The following is a 22,789-nucleotide window of genomic DNA, read 5'->3' as shown; positions in this document are numbered from 1 at the left end:
GCAGTCGAGAACTTTTTAGTTTAAAAAAGAGGTTTCGACTTTAGCCTGTATTGAGCGAAGTCGAAATGCTCAACCTCACATCCCAATATTCATTATAAGTTTGAAATGAACAAAACCACTGACCTCTATGATTAAAAAAGTTTAAACTCTTACTCACAATCAAGTTACTAAAAAATATAGAAAATGATCTAAGATTGAATTTTCTGAAGAGCTTTTAGCGTTTCAGTCTTATATTTATAGAATAAAATTTAAATTAGCTTCAAAACAACTCTCTTGCGGATATACTTCTTCTTTTTTACAGTTTTATGTGCTTTTCTAGGTGCTTCGCAAGAACTTCCACCTGTAATAAATTATAGCGCTACAACTTACGATGCCGGAAACCAGAACTGGATGCTTGCTCAGGCAGAAAATAAAAATTTTTATATCGCCAACGGTACGGGGCTGTTAGAATATAATGGAGCCGATTGGAGTTTATATCCTGTGCTCAATAACACCATAGTTAGATCTGTAAAAACAAAGGGAGATAAGATTTTTACCGGAGCCTACATGGAAGTTGGTTTTTGGAAAGAAAATGAGTTTGGAACTTTAGATTATACCAGTTTGGTAGATAAATTTCCTCAAAAAATGACTGATGGAGAGCAATTCTGGCATATAGAAAACAGTGATGAGATGATGATTTTTCAAAGTTTTGAAAAATTGTATTTATACAATCTAAGTACTCAAAAAATCTCTACTGTAGATACTCCTGAAAGCGCTCCAATAATGAATCTTTTCAAGGTTGAAGAAAATATCTATTATCAACAAGAAAGCGTGGGCGTTTTTCTAATTAAAAACGGGAGGCCGGAGCAGTTAATACCAAAAAGACAAAAATTGAAGGGATCGAGGATGGATTTCATTTGTTTAGAACAGACTGGAGCGAGGAAAACATCAAATTTTATGTAGATGATGTCCTTTTGTACACTTTTGTTCCTAAAAAATATGATGATAAACATTATCCTTTCAGAAAGCCTTTTTATTTTCTAATAAATCTTGCTGTTGGAGGAAATTTAGGGGGTGCAGTTATAGATGATGCTGCATTGCCACAAAAACTTTACGTAGATTACATCAAGGTTACCAAATTATAGATTTAAATTAATTACTTTCGACATATCAAGATCTAATTCCTAACAAATGAAGAACCAAACATTTCTAATTTTAATCACTATCGTGTCCGCCCTAGGTGGATTGCTTTTTGGATATGATACCGGAGTAATTAATGGATCACAGTATTACTTCAGTCAATATTTCGATCTGGATGCAGGAATGAAGGGTTGGGTTGTTGGTAGTGCTTTAATAGGATGTTTTGTAGGAGCAATTATAGCAGGGCCACTTAGTAAAGGAATAGGAAGAAAATACTCACTGATAATTTCGGCGGTTTTATTTTCACTTTCCGCTTGGGGTTCAGGATTACCGGCATTTCTACCGGAATCTGTAAGCTTATTGGTAGTTTTTAGAATTATAGGAGGATTAGGAATTGGGATTGCGTCTATGAATGCACCTACTTATATTGCTGAAATCGCTCCGGCAAAGATTAGAGGAACCTTGGTTACCTATTATCAGCTGGCGATTGTGGTTGGATTTTTTGTAGTATTTCTAGCCACTTACTTTATAGGAAACAGCGCTTCGGAAGCAGAAAATATTCAGGAAGGTTGGAGATTGATGTTTTGGTCTGAATTAATACCTAGTCTGTCATTTCTAATACTATTATTTTTCGTGCCTAAAAGTCCGCGTTGGCTGGCGATAAAAGGATTAAAAGAGGAAGCATTAAAAGTATTAGTTCGCATACATGGAGCCGAAGTTGCTCAACAGGAATATAATGAGATTCAAAACTCCATTCAGAAAGATCAGCATAAATTGAAGCTAAGCATTTTTGCCAAAGGAGTATTTGCCATTATTGCAATAGGTACAGTTCTATCCATGTTGCAACAATTCACCGGAATTAATGCAGTGCTTTATTATGGAGCCGATATTTTCGAAAAAGCCTTAGGCTTTGGAAAAGAAGATGTATTACTTCAACAGGTATTATTAGCCGGGATTAATCTATTATTCACGTTTGTTGCAATGGCAACAGTAGATAAATTTGGTAGAAAACCACTTTTATATATTGGGGCAGTGGGGATGTTATCCGGATTCTTATTATTAGGAACCACTTTAATGACCAATTCAGTAGGTTTACTTTCATTAATTGGAGTCTTATTATTTATTGGCTCATTTGCCATGTCTATGGGGCCGGTAGTTTGGGTAATACTTTCTGAAATGTTTCCTAACAGCATACGAAGTACCGCAATGTCTATAGCCGTAGCAGCTCAGTGGGCAGCAAATTATATGGTTACCCAATCTTTCCCGATGGTAGCGGAAAGTAAAATTAACGAAGGTGATTTCTGGAATGGATCTTTGCCTTATTTCATTTTCTCCATATTTATCCTTGGAATTATTTTCTTTACCTATAAATACATTCCAGAAACTAAAGGAAAGACTTTAGAGGAGTTGGAAGATATGTGGGATATTCCTGAGGAAGCAAAAAAGGTTGTAAATTAAAACTACGTTATCCTGTCCCGATAGATTCGGGATTGTTTAAAATTGTCATCCTGAGCTTGTCGAAGGATCTCATTGAATTATAATTGTTATTTATAAGAGACTCCTCCTTCGTCGGAATGACAAAAAAGGAAGTTTGAGCTCATAAGCAATAATTTAATGTCATTCTGAGCGCAACATAGTGTAGCGAAGAATCTCTAAGGAACTGTATGTTGGATAATTAAATTGCTTTCCCGATAAAAACCGGGATCGGAATGACAAAGTTTAGAGAGTTGTTATTCTGAAGTAAGCATAGCGGACTGAAGAATCTCAATGAAGTCATGTCACTTTTTTAAAGACTTCTTGATTCTTCCCGATATTTATCGAGACGAAGTGACATAAAAAAAATTATGATCCTGTACCTTAATTCTCGGGACTTTTGAAGGATCTAATTTAAATTCCTACGCTCAATAAAAAAGCGTTTTAGTAGTTGTGAAGCTTCATTTTCCATAACGCCACTTTTCACTTTGGTTTTTGGATGTAGTTGCCCTCCCATTTTTCTATAGCCACGTTCATGGTCTGTAGCTGCAAAGACCAGATTAGAAAGCTGACTCCAATACAAAGCACCTGCGCACATCTGGCAAGGCTCTAAAGTGACATACATCGTGCAGTCCTTCAAATATTTCCCGCCTAAAAAGTTGGCTGCTGCCGTGATTGCCTGCATTTCGGCATGTGCTGTTACATCATTCAGCATCTCCGTAAGATTATGTCCTCGCGCGATAATTTGCTGATTTATAACAATAACTACTCCTACAGGAATCTCTCCTTTTTCGTACGCATAATTCGCCTCGTCTAAGGCTTTTCGCATAAAATACTCGTCGTCAAAAATTAAATCCATATCCAAAAATACAATTTCAAAATGTACCTTTGCTTTCCATGGAAAAAAGTATTTTAAACACTATTGATTCCCCTTTAGATCTACGGAAAATTTCTACGGAAGAATTGCCTGTTTTGGCAAAGGAGCTTCGGAAATTCATTATAGATATCGTGGCAACTAAAGAGGGGCATTTAGGTGCTAGTTTAGGAGTGGTAGAGCTTACTATTGCGCTTCACTATGCTTTTAATACTCCCGAAGATCTTCTGGTTTGGGATGTAGGGCATCAGGCATACGGACATAAAATACTTACAGGAAGGCGCGATGTGTTTCATACCAATAGACAATTACACGGTTTAAGCGGATTTCCAAAAAGGTCTGAAAGTAACTATGACACTTTTGGAGTTGGACATTCCTCTACGGCGATTTCTGCCGCACTTGGGATGGCGATTGCTTCAAATTTAAAGGGAGAGTTTTCCAAACAACATATTGCGGTAGTGGGGGATGCTTCTATTGCCAGTGGGATGGCTTTTGAAGGCTTGAATCACGCCGGAGTGAGTAAGGCTAACTTATTGGTGATTTTAAATGATAATGCCATTGGAATAGATCCTAGTGTGGGCGCATTAAAACAATATCTAACAAAGGCAAAGGTTGGCCATAAACCGCAGCAGGATAATATTATTGAAGCTTTAAATTTTAATTATTATGGTCCTGTAGATGGGCATGATATCGAAGGTTTGCTTGCCGCTTTTGAAGAATTGAAGAAAATACAAGGGCCTAAATTTCTTCATGTAATTACTACCAAAGGAAAAGGATTGCAAAAGGCAGAAGAGGATCAGGTGAAATATCATGCTCCGGGAAAATTTGTACCCGATACAGGAGAATTATTGCCGTCGAGTTCTGAAGGTTTGCCTTTGAAATATCAAGATGTCTTCGGTTTAACATTAGTAGAGTTAGCCGAAAAGAACGAGAAAATAATAGGGATTACCCCGCAATGCCAACGGGAAGCTCCTTAAAATATATGATGGAAGCTTTTCCGGAAAGAGCTTTCGATGTTGGTATCGCCGAGCAGCATGCGGTTACATTGGCCGCAGGAATGGCAACTCAGGGATTTGTGGTGTATTGTGCAATTTATTCTACTTTTTTACAACGCGCATACGATCAGTTAATACATGATGTGGCGATACAAAATCTCCCGGTGATCTTTTGCTTGGATAGATCTGGTTTGGTGGGAGAAGATGGTGCCACACATCATGGGGTTTTCGATATCGCTTATTTAAGATGTATTCCCAATCTAATAATCGCGGCTCCTAGAGATGAGGTGGAATTACGCAATTTATTGTACACCGCTCAAATAGATCTTAAAAATCCTATGGCTATTCGCTACCCACGTGGAAGAGGGGTTCGATTAGATTGGAAACAGAAATTTAAAAAGCTGGAAATAGGAAAGGGTGAATTGCTATCTGAAGGTACAGATCTGGCCATTTTAAGCGTGGGAAGTATTGCTGAAAATGTCAAGTTAGCAGTAAATTCAATAGAAGAAAAAGACAAGGTTGCTCATTACGATGCCGGTTTTGTAAAACCTTTAGATAAGGTAATGCTTCACGAAATTTTTTCCAAATTCAAGCAAATTATTACTGTTGAAGAAGGAGTGATTTCTGGCGGATTTGGAAATGCAATTCTAGAATTTGCTGCTAAACACAACTATACAAATCAGATAAAATGTTTGGGAGTTCCAGATCAATTTATAGAGCAAGGAAGTATGGCTCAATTATATGAAATTGTAGAATTGGACGTTAAAAGTATAGCGATTACCATTAAGAGTCTTTTACATAAATAGTTTACCCGTTATAAATGAAGTTGAAGTTTACCCCAATCTTGCCTTTTTTACTAGTTTTAATTTCCTCTGTTTCAAGCTCCTTTGCTAGTCTTTTGCCTAAAACAATATTAGATACTACTTCTTCTGATAGCATAAAAAATGATTCTATTAAAAAAGAAGATCAAAATCTTGTGATGCAATGGTCTGAGAAGAATTCTATTGGAGTTAACTTAAGCGAAGTTGCTTTCGTGAACTGGAATGCGGGTGGGAATAATTCGGTTTCAGCTTTGTTCTATGGAAATTTTGAACGAAAGTTTAAAAAGGAATTACTGCTTTGGAAAACTTCAGCAACCATAAGATATGGTCTTAATGCTCAGGACGGAAGAAAAGTTAGAAAAACAGATGATGAGATCTCGTTAAATTCAACTTATGGATATCGAAAAGATTCAACTTCTAATTTCAGGTATTCTGCAAAATTCAATTTTAAAACCCAATTTGCTAATGGTTATAGATATCCCCAAAGAGATAAGTCTATTTCCAGTTTTATGGCGCCTGGATATGTGTTTTTAGGAGTTGGTGCCGAATATACTGCGCCTAATGAAGATCTCACCGTGTACTTATCTCCTTTAACTGATAAGTCTACTTTTGTTTTAGACCAACGATTAGCGAATGAAGGGATGTTTGGAGTTACACCAGCCGTCCGGGATAGCATTGGGAATATTATTACTGAAGGGGAAAATGTGCGAACAGAAGTTGGGATTTTATTAACCAGCAGTTTTAGTAAAGAGGTGTTTACGAATGTAAATCTGGATAATCAGGTGAGTTTTTATACAGATTACCTCAATAAATTCGGGAATATTGATGTAGACTGGGAATTGAAACTGAATTTGGTAGTCAACGAATTTATTAAAGCTAACATTGGCTCGCATTTAATTTATGATGACGATGTTAAATTTAAGGAAGATACCAACGATGATGGCACTCTGGAAACCCTCGGGCCAAAAATACAGTTTAAACAAATGCTTGGAGTGGGCGTAATGTATGAGTTTTAATTATTCGTTTTCTTGGCTAGCGATAAGAGCTTGATGGGCTATTGGAAAGTTACAAGAATTGGCTATAAAACACATTTTATTCGCTTCAACATGAAGCTCATGAGCCCTTTTAATATTGCTCATTTTAGCTATTGTAATTTCCGGATTTAAAATCACTTTTTTAAATCTTCCGCTACCATTTTTTAGTTCTTCCATAGTTCCGGTGGCCTTATCTATATAACTTACCACTACAATATTGTTAACAGCACATAAATGTAAATACCATAACATGTGGCAGGAAGAAATAGATGAAAGCAATAATTCTTCCGGATTATACCTGATTTTATCTCCTAAAAAGGAAGGATCGGAAGAGCCATCGATTGGCGAGGATTTATTTTCACCAAAAATAACATGATCCCTTGTAAAAGCTCTGTAATCTAGGGTTCCCTTTCCAAGGCTTCCTGTCCACTCTACTTTTATCTCGTAATTATGAAGCTTCATTTATAATTTCAAAATTAGATGCTATTTCCTTTATATTTATTAAATGATGCAACCGTAATTCCATCGGTTAAGGAGGCGGTATGAGTGCAGAGTTGCATTAAAGTTTCGTAAACAGATTGATCATCTTGAATCTTTAATTTTGGAACGGATTTTCTAACCAGGTTATTAAAATTGGAGTCATCCAATGCAATAGATTCTGGCAAAAAGGCTCCTGTATAGGTGTCTAAAAGGTGCGATAACATCTTGTAACCAGCAATCTCTTTATTTATAACGTCTTCACTTTGGTAAATTTTTTCTACTGAAATTTTAATGATGTCCTTTATCTGGGCCTCATAACTGCTTTTATCAAACAGCGCTTCATGAAATTCTCCTTTTAGAATTGCTTCCTCATTTTCCAGGAAAATAGCTACTGCTTCAGTGATTAGTGTATTAATTGCCAAAGCTCTCAAATAACTCAATCGATCTGCTGTACTGGTAAGCGAATTATATTTTGAGGTGTTTATGCTATTCTTTACCAACTTTATAAGATATTCTAAGGCGTATTCCTCATCTATTAAACCAAGATTGATACCGTCTTCAAAATCGATGATGGTGTAGCAAATATCATCTGCTGCCTCTACTAAGAAAGCAAGGGGATGACGGGAAAAAGCAGTAAACTCTCCATTTCTTACATTTTTGAGACCTAATTCATCGGCGATATCTTCGAATATTTCTTTTTCTGTTTGAAAAACACCAAATTTCTTATCTCCTATATTTTTTGTGGGTTTATGCGGAAGGGATTCTTTTGGATATTTTATAAAAGCACCTAAAGTAGCATACGATAAACGGAGTCCACCTTCTATTCCCGGCCTGTTTTCTGTTAGAATTCTGAAGCCATTTGCATTTCCTTCAAATTTTATAAGATCCTGATATTGGTTGTCGGTAAGTTGCTCCTTAAAACGCTTTCCGTTACCAAGGCTGAAATATTCTCCAATCGCTTTTTCTCCGGAATGTCCAAAAGGAGGATTTCCAATATCATGTGCCAAGGCCGCAGCAGCTACAATAGCTCCAAAATCGTTCATCCTATAACCGTGGGTTTCTTTTAATTGTGGGTGCTTTTCCAAAATTTTTTGCCCTGCGAGTCTTCCTAAGGACCTACCAACTACAGATACTTCCAAACTATGAGTTAATCGAGTATGTACGAAATCTGTTTTGGACAATGGGATTACCTGTGTTTTATCCTGCAGACTTCTAAAGGCTGAAGAGAAGATAATTCTATCGTAATCTACCTCAAACCTAGGCGGGTTTCATCTTGTTCTTTGCGTAATCTTTTATTCGTATCTCCATATCTCTTTAAGGAAAGGAGTTGTTCCCAATTCATCATTTTTGGCTAATTTTTATAAAAAAGGAGCTTTTACAGCTCCTTAATTCCAAATTTAAGTTATTTAATATTAAGCAGCTGTTGACCAATATTTTTTAACTTCTTTACAAATATTCTTTATTCTCAATAAATATGGCTTAGCATTGATAGGAGCCGAAACAATTCTTTCACCAAATACATCTACTGAAAAACACAAGTCAGGTAAAACCTTTAATTCGTATTTATTTGATAAACTTATGCAATATTGATGTATTAATGTGGAAACGGTTAAAGATTGCTTAAGATCAAAAACATTGTTTTTAGATAAATGAAGTTTTATAGCTCCAATATAAGTTTCGCCATTGAGAACAATTTTAAATATCACATCTGGAGAAACAACAATTTCAACATTATCTATAATTACAGATTTAATTTCTTTCTCTTTAATAACTTCATATTGATGATTTTTGAGAATTGTTGGTAATTTAATAGATATAAAATGGTCTAACGCTTCAATTGAAACCATTTTATTCTGAAGTTGCTGTGGTTTACTTGTGATTTTATTCTTTAGTCGGTCTATACCGTCTAAAAGAGGTTGAGAATCACCGTTTTGTTTTAAGCTTTTTTTGATACTTGCTCTAGGTGTTTGATACCATCCAACCCTAAGTGGACTGGGATTTTTCTGATCCTTAATAATTCTAAGTTTTTTTGCTTCTGAACTAAGTTCGAAATCCACAAATGGATTTATTGAAATTTTTATAGCCATAATTATATATTTCTGTTATCAACAAATAAATTTGATTGTTGATAAATTAATTTTATCTCTAGACGCTCACTATGAGAGCCTTTAAAAGAGAAATTATTTTGGTTTGAAATATTTAACTTGGTGAGAAGATTCTAATTTTGTACGTTTGAAAAATACAAAATAGGAGATGAGGTAATCTCAACTTCGATGAAGTCATAAAAATTATTACTGGGGCTCAATCCGTAAAATTTGACTTTCAATTATACCAAGAAGGGATATTTCATATGTCCCTTTTTTTTGTTTTTATACCTTTCTTAAGTTTTTAATTATTATTCTTAAATATCAACGGGAAGATTTAGTTCTCCCCGTTGAAGTGTAACTATATAAAAGTTGGAGTAAAAATTTAAAATTTAAGATCCACACATCAGGCAATCATCACCTTCTGCTTCTTTGGCTTGGGCGATTAATGCTTTTAGCTCGTCTGGAGAAAGTGCATCTCCTTCTACAGCTACCTGTACCGGTTGTGGTTCTACTTGGGTTGCTGCTTGAACTGGAGCAACCACTTCATCCGGTTGTGCCATTTCTGCATACGATTCTAATACCGGTTCCTTTTTAGTTTCCTTTTTCAAAGTAAACTTAATAGCATCTACGGCACTCTTAGTTCTTAGGTAATACATTCCGGTTTTAAGTCCGCTCTTCCATGCGTAAAAGTGCATTGAGGTTAACTTACTGTTGTTTGCATTTTCCATAAACAGGTTCAGCGATTGTGACTGATCTATGAAATATCCACGTTGTCTGGACATATCTATAATGTCCTTCATGCTTAATTCCCAAACGGTTTTATACAACTCCTTAAGGTCTTGCGGAATAATGTCTATTCCTTGTACAGATCCATTGGCACGTAAAATGGCATTTTTCACATCTTCTGTCCATAAGTTACGCTCTACAAGATCTTCTAATAGGTGCTTGTTTACTACTATAAATTCTCCTGAAAGTACTCTTCTAGTATAGATGTTAGAAGTATAAGGCTCGAAAGCTTCGTTATTTCCAAGAATCTGAGAAGTAGATGCTGTAGGCATTGGCGCCATTAAAAGGGAGTTTCTTACTCCATTTTTCATTACTTGCTTACGCAGTTTTGCCCAATCCCAACGGCCGCTAAGATCTTCATCTTTAATTCCCCACATGTTGTACTGGAATTCTCCTTTACTCATTGGAGATCCTTCGTAAGAAGAGTAAGGCCCTTCTTCAATTGCAAGTTCCATAGAAGCGGTAACCGAAGCAAAATAAAGAGTTTCAAATATTTCCTGATTTAAGGCCTTTGCCTCGTCACTGGTAAATGGCATTCTCAATTTAATAAAAGCATCTGCCAGGCCTTGTACACCCAATCCAACCGGACGGTGACGTACATTAGAGTTCTCTGCTTCTTTAACAGGATAGTAGTTTCTATCTATGACCTTGTTTAAGTTCTTGATCACTCGTTTTGTGATCTTATAAAGTTCTTTATGATCGAATTCATTGCCTTTAATAAACATTGGCAAAGCGATGGAAGCTAGATTACATACCGCAACTTCATCTGGGCTGGTATATTCCATGATCTCTGTACAGAGGTTGGAAGATCTAATAGTTCCAAGGTTTTTTTGATTGGATTTCCTGTTTGCTGCATCTTTATACAACATATAAGGAGTCCCTGTTTCTATTTGAGATTCTAGGATTTTCTCCCACAACTCACGAGCTTTGATAGATTTTCTACCTTTTCCTTCTTCTTCGTATTTATGATACAAGGCTTCAAACTCTTCTCCGTGAATATCAAAAAGTCCTGGGCACTCGTTAGGACACATTAGGGTCCAGTTTTCATCTTTTTCTACACGTTGCATGAAAAGATCCGGAATCCACATGGCATAAAAAAGATCTCTTGCACGCATTTCTTCTTTTCCGTGATTCTTTTTAAGATCTAAGAAATCGAAGATATCTGCATGCCATGGCTCTACATACATCGCAAAGGAACCTTTACGTTTTCCTCCACCTTGATCTACATATCTTGCAGTATCGTTAAATACTCTAAGCATCGGTACAATCCCATTGGAAGTTCCATTAGTTCCGGAAATATAAGATCCGGTAGCACGAACATTGTGAATAGACAATCCAATTCCCCCGGCAGACTGTGAAATCTTAGCGGTTTGTTTTAAGGTGTCGTAAATACCATCTATACTATCATCCTTCATCGTAAGTAAGAAGCAAGAAGACATTTGTGGCTTTGGAGTTCCAGAATTGAACAGAGTAGGCGTTGCGTGCGTAAAGAATTTCTTAGACATTAAGTCGTAAGTTTCAATAGCTGCTGCAATATCATCTATATGGATTCCAATAGACACACGCATTAACATATGTTGTGGGCGCTCCGCTATTTTTCCATTCAATTTTAAAAGATAAGAACGCTCTAGAGTTTTAAATCCGAAGTAATCGTAATTAAAATCTCGGTTATAGATAATAGTAGAATCTAGTAATTCTTTATTTTCCTGAATCACTTTTTGTACTTCATCTGCTAAAAGCGGTGCTTTTTTACCGGTTCTAGGGTTTACATATTCATGAAGATCTGTCATCACTTCAGAAAATGTTTTCTTGGTGTTTTTGTGTAGGTTAGAGACTGAAATTCTAGCCGCAAGTTTGGCGTAATCCGGGTGGGAAGTGGTCATTGTTGCAGAAACCTCTGCAGCCAAATTATCTAGTTCACTCGTTGTAACACCATCATATAAACCTTCAATAACACGCATGGCAACCTTAAGCGGGTCCACCAATTCATTTAAACCATAGCAAAGTTTTCTAATTCTGGCTGTAATTTTGTCGAACATAACGGGCTCCTTATGGCCGTCTCTTTTTAGTACATACATGGGCTTATGGTTTTAAAGGGCTTGTCTCTTATGAAGATTCATAGGATACAAACAGAAATTTATATAGTAACCGAAAAGTGGAAATCGAGAAGTAGGGGTTCTCAAATTCAGTTATTCGAATATTTTACGGGTTTAGTAAACATTAAATACAACCGTGTTGGGGGGCACGATCGTATCTAATAAACGCTTAGTTAAAAGTCGGCGTCAAAACTTATTTTATCGGTGTCTTTATCTTTGTTCATCACACCTGCTTTTTGATATTCTCCTACACGCTTTTCAAAGAAGTTTGTTTTCCCTTGCAGGTTAATCATATCCATAAAGTCAAACGGATTTGCACTGCCATATTCTTTTTCACATCCAAATTCTACCAACAATCTGTCGGTAACAAATTCCAGATATTCTGTCATTAATTTGGCATTCATACCAATAAGACTGGCAGGTAAAGATTCTGTAATAAACTCACGCTCAATGGTTAATGCATCGGTAAGTATTTGGTGAATACGTTCTTTAGGCACCTTATTAATAATGTGATTTTGGTGTAAATGCACTGCAAAGTCACAGTGTACACCTTCGTCACGAGATATTAGTTCGTTAGAGAAAGTTAATCCAGGCATTAAACCACGTTTCTTTAACCAGAAGATAGAACAGAATGCACCGGAGAAGAAAATTCCTTCTACTGCCGCAAATGCGATTAATCTTTCAGCAAAAGAATCAGATTCTATCCACTGTAAGGCCCAATCTGCTTTTTTCTTGATCGCCGGGAAATGCTCAATCGCTTGAAATAACTGATTTTTTTCTTTCTCATCTTTTACATACGTGTCTATAAGAAGAGAGTATGTTTCAGAATGGATATTCTCCATCATGATTTGAAAACCGTAAAAGAACTTCGCCTCTGCATATTGAACCTCATTTACGAAATTCTCAGCAAGGTTTTCATTTACAATTCCATCTGAAGCAGCAAAAAATGCTAGGATATGTTTTATGAAATAACGCTCATCTGCGTTCAACTTGTTATTCCAGTCTGAAAGATCCTGATGAAGATCGATCTCTTCAGCAGTCCAGAAGCTGGCTTCCATTTTTTTATACCAATCCCAAATGTCGTGATGTTTAATTGGAAAGATTACAAAACGATCTTTGTTCTCTTGTAAAATGGGTTCAAGTTGTGCCATAGACTAGTGGTTTTTTTGTTGTGATCTAAACGTGAAATTCGCGTTCTAACAAATATTGAAAAATCTATTAGATTTTGAAAGAAAATGAAACAAACGTTTTCAACAAAGTTTTTAACAGATGGTGGATTTTGTATTCTTAAAGAAAAGTGAATACTGGCAGTTAAGTAGTTGTCGTACAGCTTATTATGTAGTATAGATAAAAAACGATGGATACGGGTGTTTTGGCCATAATCCCTTTAAAACAAACCGATACAAGCGGGTTTTAAAGCTATTAACAATTGGTGTTTTTTGCATGTATTTTTAACAAATGTAAAATCAAGAAACTATTAAAATAAATGCACAAATCTTTGAGGCTGTAATTAGGGAAGAATTTAGAATGAAAAAACGGAATGATTTTTTTAAATGCCAAGTATCTCTGGTAGATTGTAGGGAACCCAGTTCTTTTAGAACTGATCAAAAAAATCAAAGTCCGTTTTAAATTAATGCTGTTATATATTAAATAAAAGGGGAGACGGGAGGATACTAAAACATGCAGGGTAGTATTACATTATAAATGTACAATAGTAATTATAATCATTTATTATAATTAACGAATAATTAGCATATTATCAAGGAGTTAGCTGTTATTGTAGTATTTGATTTACTTTAATGCCATATCTTTATCTTTAATGCTGAATTCTTTCAGCATTTTATGTTTGGAAGGATTTGGAATTTCTGCAATAAACGCATAATGTCCCTTCTGCAAATTCACCGAAAAATACCCGGAATTTCCCGCTGGCATATCCTGAACACCACCTAAAAATTCAAAACCTTCAGGTATTGGAGAAATAAGACCTTTAGGATCTAACCAGTTAATCCATTTTTCTAAGGATTCAAGGCTGGCACCATCTGCTAATTTTACCAAATTCACATCATGTCCAACAAAATTTGGATACACAACCTGATCTTTAAAATTCACTTTAAAAGTATGTCTTCCTGCTTCCAAGTCATCTTTAAATTCAATTCCATTTGCACTCGAAATTGTTATTTCTGAAGTTGGGGTAGGAGGCTCTTTTTCATTCTTTTCAGAGGTTACATTTAATTCGGTTACCATGCCTAAAAAGGAGTGAAACATGCCATTATTCATCTTTACATAACATTCTACAATGTAGGTTCCCGGCTCTAAATTAACTGTAGTTTGTGCGATTTTTCCGGGAGCTATCAATCCTGTTCCGCCCATAAGGATTACTTCTTGAAACCAATCCGGGAGATTTCCGAATGTTGCCATTCCGGCTTGTTGCTTTCCGGAATTAATTGAATCCATTGCACTTTGGAATACGGGTAATATTTCCTTTTTGGCATCGGAAATAGTTTTTCCTTCGGGATACTTTTCTAAAAGCAGGAAATGCGTGTCTGCAGATTGATTTCGGTATTTAAAAGTGGTCCAACCGGAAGGGATAGATTTTACCATCTGAAAGTCCATATTGTTTGTAACAACCTCTACAATTCCAGGCTCAGATTTTTCTGTTTTCGGTTTCTCTTCAGATAAAACGATAGACTCTTCCTCAGGCTTTTTGTCTTTACAACTAATTAAAATTAATACACCTAGGAAGGCTATTGTAGCAAATAATTTCGTCAAAAAATAGTGTGATCTTTTCATGATTACAGGTATTAGAATGGTTAGTTTTAAATTGTAATAATCTAAAAATTAGGATATTACACTAATTTAGTCATTCTAACTATATTCAAGAAAATCTAAGTCGAGCTTTTATAGGAATTATTTTTTAAGCTTTAGGATTTATGAGAAAATCTTAATAAGAAAAGAATTGAGATGAGTAAATTTTAAACTAAAAATCACAGATTTGGCTGAAGAGAAATATTGAAAATCGATGCTGCTAAAGGGGAAATATATTTAGGAATTTTAAAATTTTTAAAGAATTCTTCTGAAGAATAGCAAAGCTATTTATTTAGATTTTCAGCAACCTTTTCTAATTCTCCGTACCATTCTTCACCAAACTTTCTAACTAAAGCTTGTTTTACAAATTTGTAGACAGGGACTTGAAGTTCTTTTCCAAGAGTACATGCATCATCACAAATATGCCAATGGTGATAATTCACTGCGGCAAATTCTGAATAATCCTGAACACGTACCGGATATAAATGACAAGAAACAGGTTTTTTCCAATCGATTTCTCCTTGGTTATAGGCCTCTTCAATTCCGCACAAGGCAGTTCCTCTATTGTCAAAAGTTACATAGGCACAATCTGCGCCATTTATAAGGGGTGTTTCTAGCTCGCCATCTTCGGTAGTGATAGAGGTACCTTGAGCCTCTATAGCCTCAATCCCTTCTTTGCGAAGAAATGGTTTCACTTTTGGATAAATTTCCTTAAGAATTTCTGTTTCTTTAGCATCTAAGGGTGCTCCTGCATCGCCATCTATACAGCAAGCTCCTTTACAAGCCGCTAGATTGCACACAAAATCCTTTTGGATTATATCTTCAGAAACGATGGTTTTACCTATTTGAAACATAGCCGCAAAGATATTATATAAACTGAATTTATGGTCGCTTTGGTTCGGCTTTTTTGAAGACTTGTGTTTTTATAAATTTCCTCTGAAATTTATTTTCATTCTGTATTTTAAGCGTAATTTTGCGGCCATTTTAATGCGTATTGTTATGAAGTTTGATATCAGAGAAATTGGTACTGCCAGCATGATTTTATTTGCTGTAATAGATATTATTGGTAGCATTCCAATTATTATAGATCTAAAGAAAAAAGCCGGAAAAATTCAGAGTGAAAAGGCTTCTATTGTCGCGGGTATTTTAATGGTGATGTTTCTTTTTGTTGGAGCAGAGATCTTAAATCTTATAGGAATAGATGTAAATTCTTTTGCTGTTGCAGGTTCTTTTATCTTGTTTTTTCTGGCATTAGAAATGATTTTAGGAATTACACTTTATAAAGATGAGACACCGGAAACATCAGCGGTAGTTCCTTTGGCGTTTCCTCTTATTGCCGGTGCCGGGACTATGACCACCTTGTTGTCCCTGAGGTCTGAATATGATACCGTGAACATTATTATCGCCATAATAATCAATATCATCTTTGTTTACCTGGTGCTTAAATCTTCGGGTAAAATCGAGCGTTTTTTAGGAAAGCAAGGAATTAATGTGATTCGAAAAATATTTGGTGTAATTTTATTAGCAATTGCAGTAAAATTATTTGCCGCTAACATTCAGAATTTATTTAAATGAGAATATTCATCTACATACTAATTGCACTTTCTGTAATTGTTATTGCTTATAACGTAACAGTATTAAATTTTGACGATCTTCTAGGTGAGGATAGCGCAATTGCACTTATAGGAATTATATGTGCAGCCTGTGTGATTGTTTTGCTTTCAATTTTATTGACCTCTAAAGCAATTGATCGAAAATTTAAGGGGAAGAAATAATCAAGGATAGAAATTTCTCTAAAGCGTGCTTTTGAGAGGCTGATTTGTATGAAAATAGCTACAAGTCTATTTTGGGTGTAGGAATAAACTTTCAATCATTATGTTATAGGCTTTGGAATTTATTTATAATTCTTTCGTTAAGTTAACCCCTTGATTTTGTGCATCCTAAAATTCCATTAGATCTAACCGTTCATCTATAAAAAGCACCGATTTTCTGTTTACGGATATAAGACTTAATAGTAATAAGCCTAAATCAATACAACTGATTATCAGCTATTTAAATTCTTGGTTTTGATTGTCTCCAGATTTCAGATAATTTTTAAATCGAAATTTAATAATGAAGTCGGCAGGTTTTATAGAAACTAAAATAAAGTGAAGTATGTTACTACTGTAACAGGAATTGAAGCTATCATTAAGATAATAAATACACGATGCAGTTTTCTATATAGTAGCGCTCTTTTGAGTTTTAATTTGAATTGATAGTCTGCAGAAGAATCTATTTGATCTTTAATTGCTCCTAAAGAAACATTTGAAGAATCTACTAAAATTTCTTTTTGTAAGAATAGTAGCGCACTGTTATCCAATAGGCGGAAGCTCACTGCCACAATGTAAAAGAACAAGGGAGAAAGTAAAAGGAAAATGGCTGTATAGTCGTTGTAAGCATCCACTGTAACTACGAATATACTAGTTTGTTAAAGATAATTCAATCACTTTATCAATAATTCGGTCATTTTCATTAATTATCCGTTGAAATTCATTCGTTCCAAAAAGTTGCTCTGCCATAACTGCTTTTATATATTTTTTCAGAAGTGGTTGATATGTATCAACCTTCATTGGTACATTCTGACTTTTCATATACGCTAAAAAGTTCTCTACGGTTTTATCTGTTACAACTTCGCTGGTATAAAATTCTTTCCAAGAAAGATTATTGTAAAACGATCTATTTTTCTCAAGTTCTTCAAATACAAATCGGCTAAAAAGACCAAGCCTAAGAACGTAGGTGATATTTTCTCGTTCCATATTGGTGTCTTTGGCCACGAAGATATCGGGAATTATTCCGCCACCGCCATATACTATTTTTCCTCCCGGAGTTTCATAACGTAGAGAATCTGCAACATGAATGCTATCTCCATTTGTCATTTCTCCATTTTTATATCTTAGAATATAGTCGTTGAAATATGCTTCATTTCCCATCTCATAAGATTTCTGGATCGACCTTCCTGTTGGGGTGTAATATCTAGCAATCGTTAATCTTACTGCACTTCCATCTCCTAGTTCCATTTCTCGTTGTACTAAACCTTTCCCGTAAGAACGTCTTCCAACGATAGTTCCGCGGTCGTTATCCTGAAATGCACCTGCAACAATTTCACTTGCTGAAGCGGAATTTTCATTAATAAGCACAAAAAGTTTATTCTTCTCGAAAGCTCCTTTTTTATTGGAAAAAGTTTCTTCTATAGCGCCTTTCTTATTTTTTGTAAATAAAATAAGCTGTCCATCCTCTAAAAATTCATCAACTATATTGATGGCTTCAGAAAGATAACCTCCCGGGTTATCCCTTAGATCTATCACAATTTGGGTAGCTCCTTCAGCTTTTAATTTAATAAGACTCGATTTGAATTCTTTATAGGTTGTTTCAGAAAAACGATTCACTTTTATGTATCCAAGATCTAAATTCAGCATATAAGCGGCATCTACACTTTTTAATGGAACTTTAGAGCGCTTCACATTAAATTTCAGCAATTTATTAAGGCCTTTACGCAGAACTGTTAGTGTAACCTTAGAATCTTCTACGCCTTTGAGTTGCGCAATTATAGAGTCGTTGCTAATTTGCTTGTTAAAAAGTTGCTTGTCGTTGGCATAAAGGATTCTATCTCCACCCTTAATTCCCAATTTTTCACTAGGTCCGCCAGTCATAGCCTGAATTACAACAATGGTGTCTTGCACATTGTAAAAACTTACGCCAATACCCACAAAATCCCCTTGCATATTTTCGGTCACCCCGGCGTATTCATTTTTAGGGATATATACCGAGTGTGGATCCAGATTTTCCAAGATCCTATTTACCGTAACATCTACAATGCTGTCTGTATTTACATCATCTACATATTCGTAGTCTATATAATCTATAAGCCTATTGAGCTTTTCTTTCTTGGCATTAGAAGAAAATAGCCCTTTTTGATCTGGGGTAAAATCTAGCTTGGAGCCAAGCAGAACTCCTGCGGCACAGGCTAATCCCAGCAATAATGGGAGGTATATTTTGTATTTTTTCTTCAACTGTTCAATTCTGTTACTTGGTTTAATTCTATGCCGGCTTTTTCTAAAAAGTCTAAGCCGGTGTTGTCTTTATATCCAATCTCGTATACAATTCGCGTAATACCCGCTTGATGAATTAATTTACTACATTCCTTGCAGGGGGACATGGTGATGTAAAGTGTTGCACCCTGGCAAGATTGTGTAGACGAAGCAACTTTTAAAATAGCATTCGCTTCAGCATGTAACACATACCACTTGGTGTAGCTTCATCATCTTCGCAATAATTTTCAAAGCCTGTTGGCGTGCCGTTATATCCGTCGGAAATTATCATTCTATCTTTCACAATAAGCGCACCAACTTGTTTTCGTTTGCAATGTGAAAGTTTCCCCCATTCATTTGCTATTCTTAAATAAGCTTTATCAAATTTTAACTGCTTTTCTTTCTGCATATTTTTAAATCAATTCCTTCTGAATATAGTAGTTAGGCTTTAAAACAATAAGCTTACTAAAATATTGTAAGACACGGGTTAAAACAATTTATTGTCGTTAAATTTTCACCAAACGGCCTCTATTGTTTCTTTTAAAATAGGCAATAAAATACCAATTACAATTGCTGAAATTACTAAAATCCAATCTCTTCTAGTTACACGAAATAATTTTTGAAGTATAAACGATACAATTAATACCGAGATGACAACAATAATTTGAGCTGCTTCAATTCCCAATGCGAATTCTATAAGTGGTAAAAACTTGTTGGAAGAATCGGGGGAAATCATCTTAAAATATCTCGAAAACCCCAATCCGTGTATAATTCCGAAGAAAGCCGTGCTTAGGTATAGAATATTAATATTTTTTTGATGTTCTTTCTTTTTTGCCGACAGGATATTATAAAATGCGGTAAACAGAATAGTTAAAGCAATTAATAATTCTACCCAAGAGGCATTTACTTTTACCACATCGTACACTGCCAAAAATAAAGATACGGTATGCCCAAGGGTGAAAATGCTTACTAACCATAACACTCGTTTCCAGCTACTAAATGAGTATGCTGCTACCAAAACAATAATAAACAAAACATGATCGTATGCTGACCAATCTAATACATGTTCCAGGCCTAACCTAAAATACAACCAAAATTCAGACATAGTGTGGGGGGTGCTAAAGCTCGAAAATACAATTAATTATAAAGCTGGCAAAAATATGATTTTATAGGTTTTAGCGTTGAAATATCTCTTTTAAATAATGAGTATTTTGATCCAATTATGGATTTTAAATTAAAATTTAATTTGGCTTAAAAGAGGTTTTATAAATTTTGCTTTGTCCATTTTCTAAATTGTTAAGGGCTTTTTTAAATTCATCTAAACTGTTGAAGTCTCTTGGCTGGATAGCGCTTCTTTTACTGGTAAAGTAAAGCGTATTCGTTTCAAAATCGATAAATGGACAGTAATCCATTTTATCTGAATTAATACTTGCTCCCAAATTTCTGGAGCGTTCCCAGTCCCCATTTTTTAATTTATTACTTATATATAGATCTCCGCTTCCAACACCATCTTCACGATTATAGCCGCTAAAAATCAAAAAATCTTCCTTTGGAGAGATAATGGCGTTAAATTCGTACCCATCTGAATTTATGGAATCACTTAAAGAGACGGGAGTTTGGTACGCACCGGAATTCCATTCGCTCAGATAAATGTCATCTTTCCCTTTGCTATTTGGACGATCACTGGTGAAATATAAATTCCCATTTTCTGAAACAGAAGGATAAAACTCATTAAATTCAGAATTAATAGGGGTGTTTATATTAATAGGATCAGACCAATTATCATTCTTATTTTTGCGTTCCAAATACCAGATATCAAAATCTTTTTTGACTTCTGAAGAGTCCTTTGTAGGTCTATTCGAAGCAAAGTATAATTTCAATCCATCCGGAGCTAAAAATGGCTCTAGATCTTTAAACTTCCCGGAAGACGTTATTAATTGCTTTTTAATCCAAGAATCCTCAGTTTTGATTGCCTGAACAATGATTGAAATTTCTTCTAAAATACTTTGAGCGGTAAAATAAACTTCTGTCCCATCTGAATTCATGCTGAAATCTCGAACGTTTTGAAATTCAGAAAACAAGTTTGTAAATGCAGGCTCCACTTGCTTTTTAGATTGTCCGGAAACATTAAATGTTATTATAATACAGAAGGTTACTGAGAGTACTTTATATAACATATTATTTTTTTGATTTATAAATTCCTTCAAATGCTACAGAAAGAGATTCGCCGTTATTATTTAAAACTTCCCAAAGCTGAGTGACACTACCATCTTCGTTTTTTGTCCAGGTGATCTGATTGTAATAATTACCTTTTTTACTTTCAATTAACTCACTTTTTAAGATCATTTTATTTGGAGCTGCTCGCCCTTTTAAAATAAGATTGTTCCCGGAATTTGAGATCCACACTTGATTCCAGGTAGAATCTGCAGCGTTGTAATAATTATAGCTTCTTCCGCTGCCGCCAGTTGCGCCTTTCCAGTTTTCGCTTACTATACATTCACTTTCCAGTTTTTCTATTTTGTTTTCGCCTACTTTTTTCCCTGAGGTATCATATACATCCCAATCTCCCACCCAGAAGTCAAATTGCTGATGGTTGGGTGTGCAACAATTACATTCAGTTTGAGCTTGACCCAATAATGTGCAGAGAAATAATGCTAATGTTATTAATAGTGTTTGCATGATTTAAAAGTTTTCCTGAAAGTACTCAATTTTGAAAACCCATTCCAAAGAATGATTTCAACAACCCGGATTTTGAAGTTAAGGCTATAAAATGTTCGATGTTCTTTCAAATACTTGAATTACAACTAAAATATTTAAACTTCTATATTTATAAAGACTAAATATCATTACTAAGAGCTTCAATACGGTCCTTTTGCGCATTTTTAAAGTAGTTATTCCTGAATATTTAGAACCTTATTTGCGAGAAAAGAGTTAATTAAGATTGACAGATGCTAATCTCTCTTCCACGTTATTTTTACGGCAGAGATCTTTGGCAATTCTAGTCTAGTTTCTTTTATGATTTTAAAGTCATTTTTTAAATAAAATTTCAAAGGCGATTTATAGATAGAGTTATCATTTTTGGAATAATCTGAGTGATCTATCACCCAAGCATTTAAAATTTCGTGTCTTTTTTTTAGCCTTGTTTATTAAGCGAGTACCTATACCTTTTCCTTGAATCGAAGTGTCAAGGATCATAGCAAACCAAACTTCGTTCTCTCTTTTAAAATCTGAATACCAACCCAAAATAGCATGGCGGTCATCTTTTACTAAAACGTGACGCAAGTTTTCTAAGCCTGTGAGGTAATTATTAAATTCTTTTACAGTAGAATAGCGCAAGTTTTTTGGATATTCTTGATTCCAAAGCTTTAAAACGGCTTGTTTCTCTTCTGGTTCTAAAAAAGAAGTACGAGTTAAAATCATAGATCACAAAAATTATAAATTTCTTATCGAACGGAAGGGATTTACATGCATTTAAAAAAAATAAAATGGACTGTCTTGTCCTGAAATATGGCTACAGGTTAAAATTGATTTTACGCTGTTAATTTATATACCATATTTGGTGTTTGATAGTCTAAAGATAAATGTAATCTTATTTCATTATATAATTTAATGGCATTTTTTTGCTGCTCTTTTAGCGTGTTCCTTGTTTGTAAAGACCTGATCGAGATAGAATTCATCTTTGAGGATCCCATTTACACGTTCCGCCATGGCATTTTCGTAGCAATGGTTTTCTTCTGTCATACTGATGCCTATCTTTTTTCTTTTGAGGATTTGTGTATACACATTGCTGCAATACTGTATTCCTCTGTCTGAATGATGTATGAGCCTTTGATGTCTTTGACTTGGTAAACGGCTTTATTAAGTGCTCTTACGCATCCTTTAAGCTCCAGGCTATCACTGAGGTCATAACCCACAATCTTTCTTGAATGCATATCTGTAATGAGTGCTAGATAACAAAATCCTTTTACGGTTCTGATATAGGTAATGTCCGATACCCATACTTGGTTAGGCCTGTTCACTTTTAGATTCTTTATACTGTTGTTGTACTTATAAAACCTATGATATGAATTGGTTGTCCTTGCACTATACTTCTTTCTTAATGTCAACATTTTATGTTCTCTAAGTACCTTGAACAATGTATCTCTACCAATT

21 protein-coding genes and 3 pseudogenes are annotated in these 22,789 nt (G+C 35.0%); 7 read left to right on the top strand and 17 right to left on the bottom strand.

All coding sequences use genetic code 11. From position 1 onward, the window contains the following. Positions 1–273 precede the first annotated feature (273 nt). Genes ON07_RS11370 through ON07_RS11360 form a run of 3 tightly spaced genes read left to right on the top strand, consistent with a single transcriptional unit; the run spans position 274 to position 2,577 of the window. Positions 274–942, top strand: a complete 669-nt coding sequence (locus tag ON07_RS11370) for a hypothetical protein (RefSeq protein WP_010231482.1) — start codon at positions 274–276, stop codon at positions 940–942. Beyond that, a complete protein-coding gene (locus ON07_RS16320) occupies positions 897–1,124 on the top strand; it encodes a family 16 glycosylhydrolase (protein WP_237708913.1) in 228 nt (75 codons plus the stop codon). Before ON07_RS11370 ends, ON07_RS16320 begins: the two co-directional genes overlap by 46 nt. A 46-nt stretch (positions 1,125–1,170) precedes the next feature. Beyond that, the gene (locus ON07_RS11360) at positions 1,171–2,577 is read left to right on the top strand and encodes a sugar porter family MFS transporter (protein ID WP_010231480.1); all 1,407 of its coding nucleotides are present in this window, start codon (positions 1,171–1,173) and stop codon (positions 2,575–2,577) included. Between the two features lie 424 nt (positions 2,578–3,001). Here ON07_RS11360 and ON07_RS11355 read toward each other — a convergent pair whose 3' ends face one another. Next, positions 3,002–3,451, bottom strand: a complete 450-nt coding sequence (locus tag ON07_RS11355) for a nucleoside deaminase (RefSeq protein WP_010231478.1) — start codon at positions 3,449–3,451, stop codon at positions 3,002–3,004. Between the two features lie 38 nt (positions 3,452–3,489). On the opposite strand from ON07_RS11355, the pseudogene ON07_RS15355 reads away from it, so the two are divergent. Further along, positions 3,490–5,267, top strand: a pseudogene (locus ON07_RS15355) (1-deoxy-D-xylulose-5-phosphate synthase). A gap of 14 nt (positions 5,268–5,281) precedes the next feature. Next, positions 5,282–6,298 (top strand): DUF3078 domain-containing protein, encoded by a 1,017-nt coding sequence (locus ON07_RS11345; protein WP_010231475.1) that lies wholly within the window; start codon positions 5,282–5,284, stop codon positions 6,296–6,298. Here the strand turns inward: ON07_RS11345 and ON07_RS11340 are convergent, their stop codons facing one another. The 7 genes and pseudogenes from ON07_RS11340 to ON07_RS11310 all read right to left on the bottom strand — a co-directional run bounded on the left by ON07_RS11340 (position 6,299) and on the right by ON07_RS11310 (position 15,424). Further along, entirely contained in the window at positions 6,299–6,778 is a 480-nt protein-coding gene (locus tag ON07_RS11340; protein ID WP_010231473.1) for an OsmC family protein, read from the bottom strand. Positions 6,779–6,792: 14 nt separating this feature from the next. Beyond that, positions 6,793–8,138: pseudogene (gene dgt / locus ON07_RS15350) on the bottom strand (dGTP triphosphohydrolase). Between the two features lie 70 nt (positions 8,139–8,208). Beyond that, the gene (locus tag ON07_RS11330; protein WP_010231467.1) at positions 8,209–8,883 is read right to left on the bottom strand and encodes a hypothetical protein; all 675 of its coding nucleotides are present in this window, start codon (positions 8,881–8,883) and stop codon (positions 8,209–8,211) included. Between the two features lie 389 nt (positions 8,884–9,272). Beyond that, on the bottom strand, positions 9,273–11,747 hold the full coding sequence (locus ON07_RS11325) for a ribonucleoside-diphosphate reductase subunit alpha (protein WP_010231459.1): 2,475 nt from the start codon (positions 11,745–11,747) through the stop codon (positions 9,273–9,275). Between the two features lie 191 nt (positions 11,748–11,938). After that, positions 11,939–12,916, bottom strand: a complete 978-nt coding sequence (locus ON07_RS11320) for a ribonucleotide-diphosphate reductase subunit beta (RefSeq protein WP_010231456.1) — start codon at positions 12,914–12,916, stop codon at positions 11,939–11,941. A gap of 640 nt (positions 12,917–13,556) precedes the next feature. Next, entirely contained in the window at positions 13,557–14,555 is a 999-nt protein-coding gene (locus ON07_RS11315; protein WP_193360283.1) for a hypothetical protein, read from the bottom strand. A 299-nt stretch (positions 14,556–14,854) separates the two neighbouring features. Further along, positions 14,855–15,424, bottom strand: coding sequence for a DUF3109 family protein (locus ON07_RS11310; protein WP_010231450.1), 570 nt, complete (start codon positions 15,422–15,424; stop codon positions 14,855–14,857). 145 nt (positions 15,425–15,569) lie between these two features. On the opposite strand from ON07_RS11310, the gene ON07_RS11305 reads away from it, so the two are divergent. Continuing rightward, complete coding sequence (locus ON07_RS11305) at positions 15,570–16,145, top strand: MarC family protein (protein ID WP_029331869.1); 576 nt, start codon at positions 15,570–15,572, stop codon at positions 16,143–16,145. Next, positions 16,142–16,345 (top strand): hypothetical protein, encoded by a 204-nt coding sequence (locus tag ON07_RS11300; RefSeq protein WP_010231445.1) that lies wholly within the window; start codon positions 16,142–16,144, stop codon positions 16,343–16,345. Before ON07_RS11305 ends, ON07_RS11300 begins: the two co-directional genes overlap by 4 nt. Before the next feature lie 362 nt (positions 16,346–16,707). Here the strand turns inward: ON07_RS11300 and ON07_RS11295 are convergent, their stop codons facing one another. The 9 genes and pseudogenes from ON07_RS11295 to ON07_RS16490 form a co-directional block, all read right to left on the bottom strand. After that, on the bottom strand, positions 16,708–16,944 hold the full coding sequence (locus tag ON07_RS11295; protein WP_237708911.1) for a hypothetical protein: 237 nt from the start codon (positions 16,942–16,944) through the stop codon (positions 16,708–16,710). Between the two features lie 85 nt (positions 16,945–17,029). Further along, on the bottom strand, positions 17,030–18,619 hold the full coding sequence (locus ON07_RS11290) for a S41 family peptidase (protein ID WP_029331867.1): 1,590 nt from the start codon (positions 18,617–18,619) through the stop codon (positions 17,030–17,032). Further along, positions 18,616–19,046, bottom strand: a pseudogene (locus tag ON07_RS15345) (deoxycytidylate deaminase). The gene ON07_RS11290 and the pseudogene ON07_RS15345 overlap by 4 nt, the downstream one beginning before the upstream one ends. Positions 19,047–19,151: 105 nt before the next feature. Continuing rightward, a complete protein-coding gene (locus tag ON07_RS11280; RefSeq protein WP_010231434.1) occupies positions 19,152–19,742 on the bottom strand; it encodes a HupE/UreJ family protein in 591 nt (196 codons plus the stop codon). A gap of 136 nt (positions 19,743–19,878) precedes the next feature. Continuing rightward, positions 19,879–20,814 (bottom strand): TolB family protein, encoded by a 936-nt coding sequence (locus ON07_RS11275; protein WP_033445099.1) that lies wholly within the window; start codon positions 20,812–20,814, stop codon positions 19,879–19,881. A gap of 1 nt (position 20,815) precedes the next feature. Then, positions 20,816–21,316 carry a hypothetical protein gene (locus tag ON07_RS11270; RefSeq protein WP_010231430.1) on the bottom strand — a complete coding sequence of 167 codons (501 nt, stop codon included), beginning with the start codon at positions 21,314–21,316 and terminating at the stop codon, positions 20,816–20,818. Between the two features lie 393 nt (positions 21,317–21,709). Further along, positions 21,710–22,057: a GNAT family N-acetyltransferase gene (locus ON07_RS15340; protein WP_010231428.1), complete on the bottom strand. Its 348-nt coding sequence runs from the start codon at positions 22,055–22,057 to the stop codon at positions 21,710–21,712. Positions 22,058–22,243: 186 nt separating this feature from the next. Next, positions 22,244–22,378, bottom strand: a complete 135-nt coding sequence (locus tag ON07_RS17200) for a hypothetical protein (protein WP_237708910.1) — start codon at positions 22,376–22,378, stop codon at positions 22,244–22,246. An 8-nt stretch (positions 22,379–22,386) separates the two neighbouring features. After that, on the bottom strand, positions 22,387–22,789 hold a 403-nt coding region (locus ON07_RS16490; protein WP_155807220.1), incomplete at its 5' end, for a DDE-type integrase/transposase/recombinase.

This window comes from Gillisia marina (assembly GCF_000258765.1).
In the GTDB taxonomy this organism is placed as follows: Bacteria; Bacteroidota; Bacteroidia; order Flavobacteriales; family Flavobacteriaceae; genus Gillisia; species Gillisia marina.
The sequence above is the reverse complement of the archived record's forward strand: the minus strand, read 5'-3'. Positions and strand labels throughout refer to the sequence as shown.

Excerpts from the sequence above, each read along its gene's own strand:
- ON07_RS11305 (WP_029331869.1), top strand. The coding sequence starts at position 15,570 with ATGAAGTTTGATATCAGAGAAATTGGTACTGCCAGCATGATTTTATTT.
- ON07_RS11320 (WP_010231456.1), bottom strand. The coding sequence starts at position 12,916 with ATGGCACAACTTGAACCCATTTTACAAGAGAACAAAGATCGTTTTGTA.
- ON07_RS11330 (WP_010231467.1), bottom strand. The coding sequence starts at position 8,883 with ATGGCTATAAAAATTTCAATAAATCCATTTGTGGATTTCGAACTTAGT.
- ON07_RS11280 (WP_010231434.1), bottom strand. The coding sequence starts at position 19,742 with ATGTCTGAATTTTGGTTGTATTTTAGGTTAGGCCTGGAACATGTATTA.
- ON07_RS11325 (WP_010231459.1), bottom strand. The coding sequence starts at position 11,747 with ATGTATGTACTAAAAAGAGACGGCCATAAGGAGCCCGTTATGTTCGAC.
- ON07_RS11355 (WP_010231478.1), bottom strand. The coding sequence starts at position 3,451 with ATGGATTTAATTTTTGACGACGAGTATTTTATGCGAAAAGCCTTAGAC.
- ON07_RS11360 (WP_010231480.1), top strand. The coding sequence starts at position 1,171 with ATGAAGAACCAAACATTTCTAATTTTAATCACTATCGTGTCCGCCCTA.
- ON07_RS17200 (WP_237708910.1), bottom strand. The coding sequence starts at position 22,378 with ATGACAGAAGAAAACCATTGCTACGAAAATGCCATGGCGGAACGTGTA.
- ON07_RS11315 (WP_193360283.1), bottom strand. The coding sequence starts at position 14,555 with ATGAAAAGATCACACTATTTTTTGACGAAATTATTTGCTACAATAGCC.
- ON07_RS11310 (WP_010231450.1), bottom strand. The coding sequence starts at position 15,424 with ATGTTTCAAATAGGTAAAACCATCGTTTCTGAAGATATAATCCAAAAG.
- ON07_RS11345 (WP_010231475.1), top strand. The coding sequence starts at position 5,282 with ATGAAGTTGAAGTTTACCCCAATCTTGCCTTTTTTACTAGTTTTAATT.
- ON07_RS11270 (WP_010231430.1), bottom strand. The coding sequence starts at position 21,316 with ATGCAAACACTATTAATAACATTAGCATTATTTCTCTGCACATTATTG.
- ON07_RS15340 (WP_010231428.1), bottom strand. The coding sequence starts at position 22,057 with ATGATTTTAACTCGTACTTCTTTTTTAGAACCAGAAGAGAAACAAGCC.
- ON07_RS11300 (WP_010231445.1), top strand. The coding sequence starts at position 16,142 with ATGAGAATATTCATCTACATACTAATTGCACTTTCTGTAATTGTTATT.
- ON07_RS11275 (WP_033445099.1), bottom strand. The coding sequence starts at position 20,814 with ATGTTATATAAAGTACTCTCAGTAACCTTCTGTATTATAATAACATTT.
- ON07_RS11340 (WP_010231473.1), bottom strand. The coding sequence starts at position 6,778 with ATGAAGCTTCATAATTACGAGATAAAAGTAGAGTGGACAGGAAGCCTT.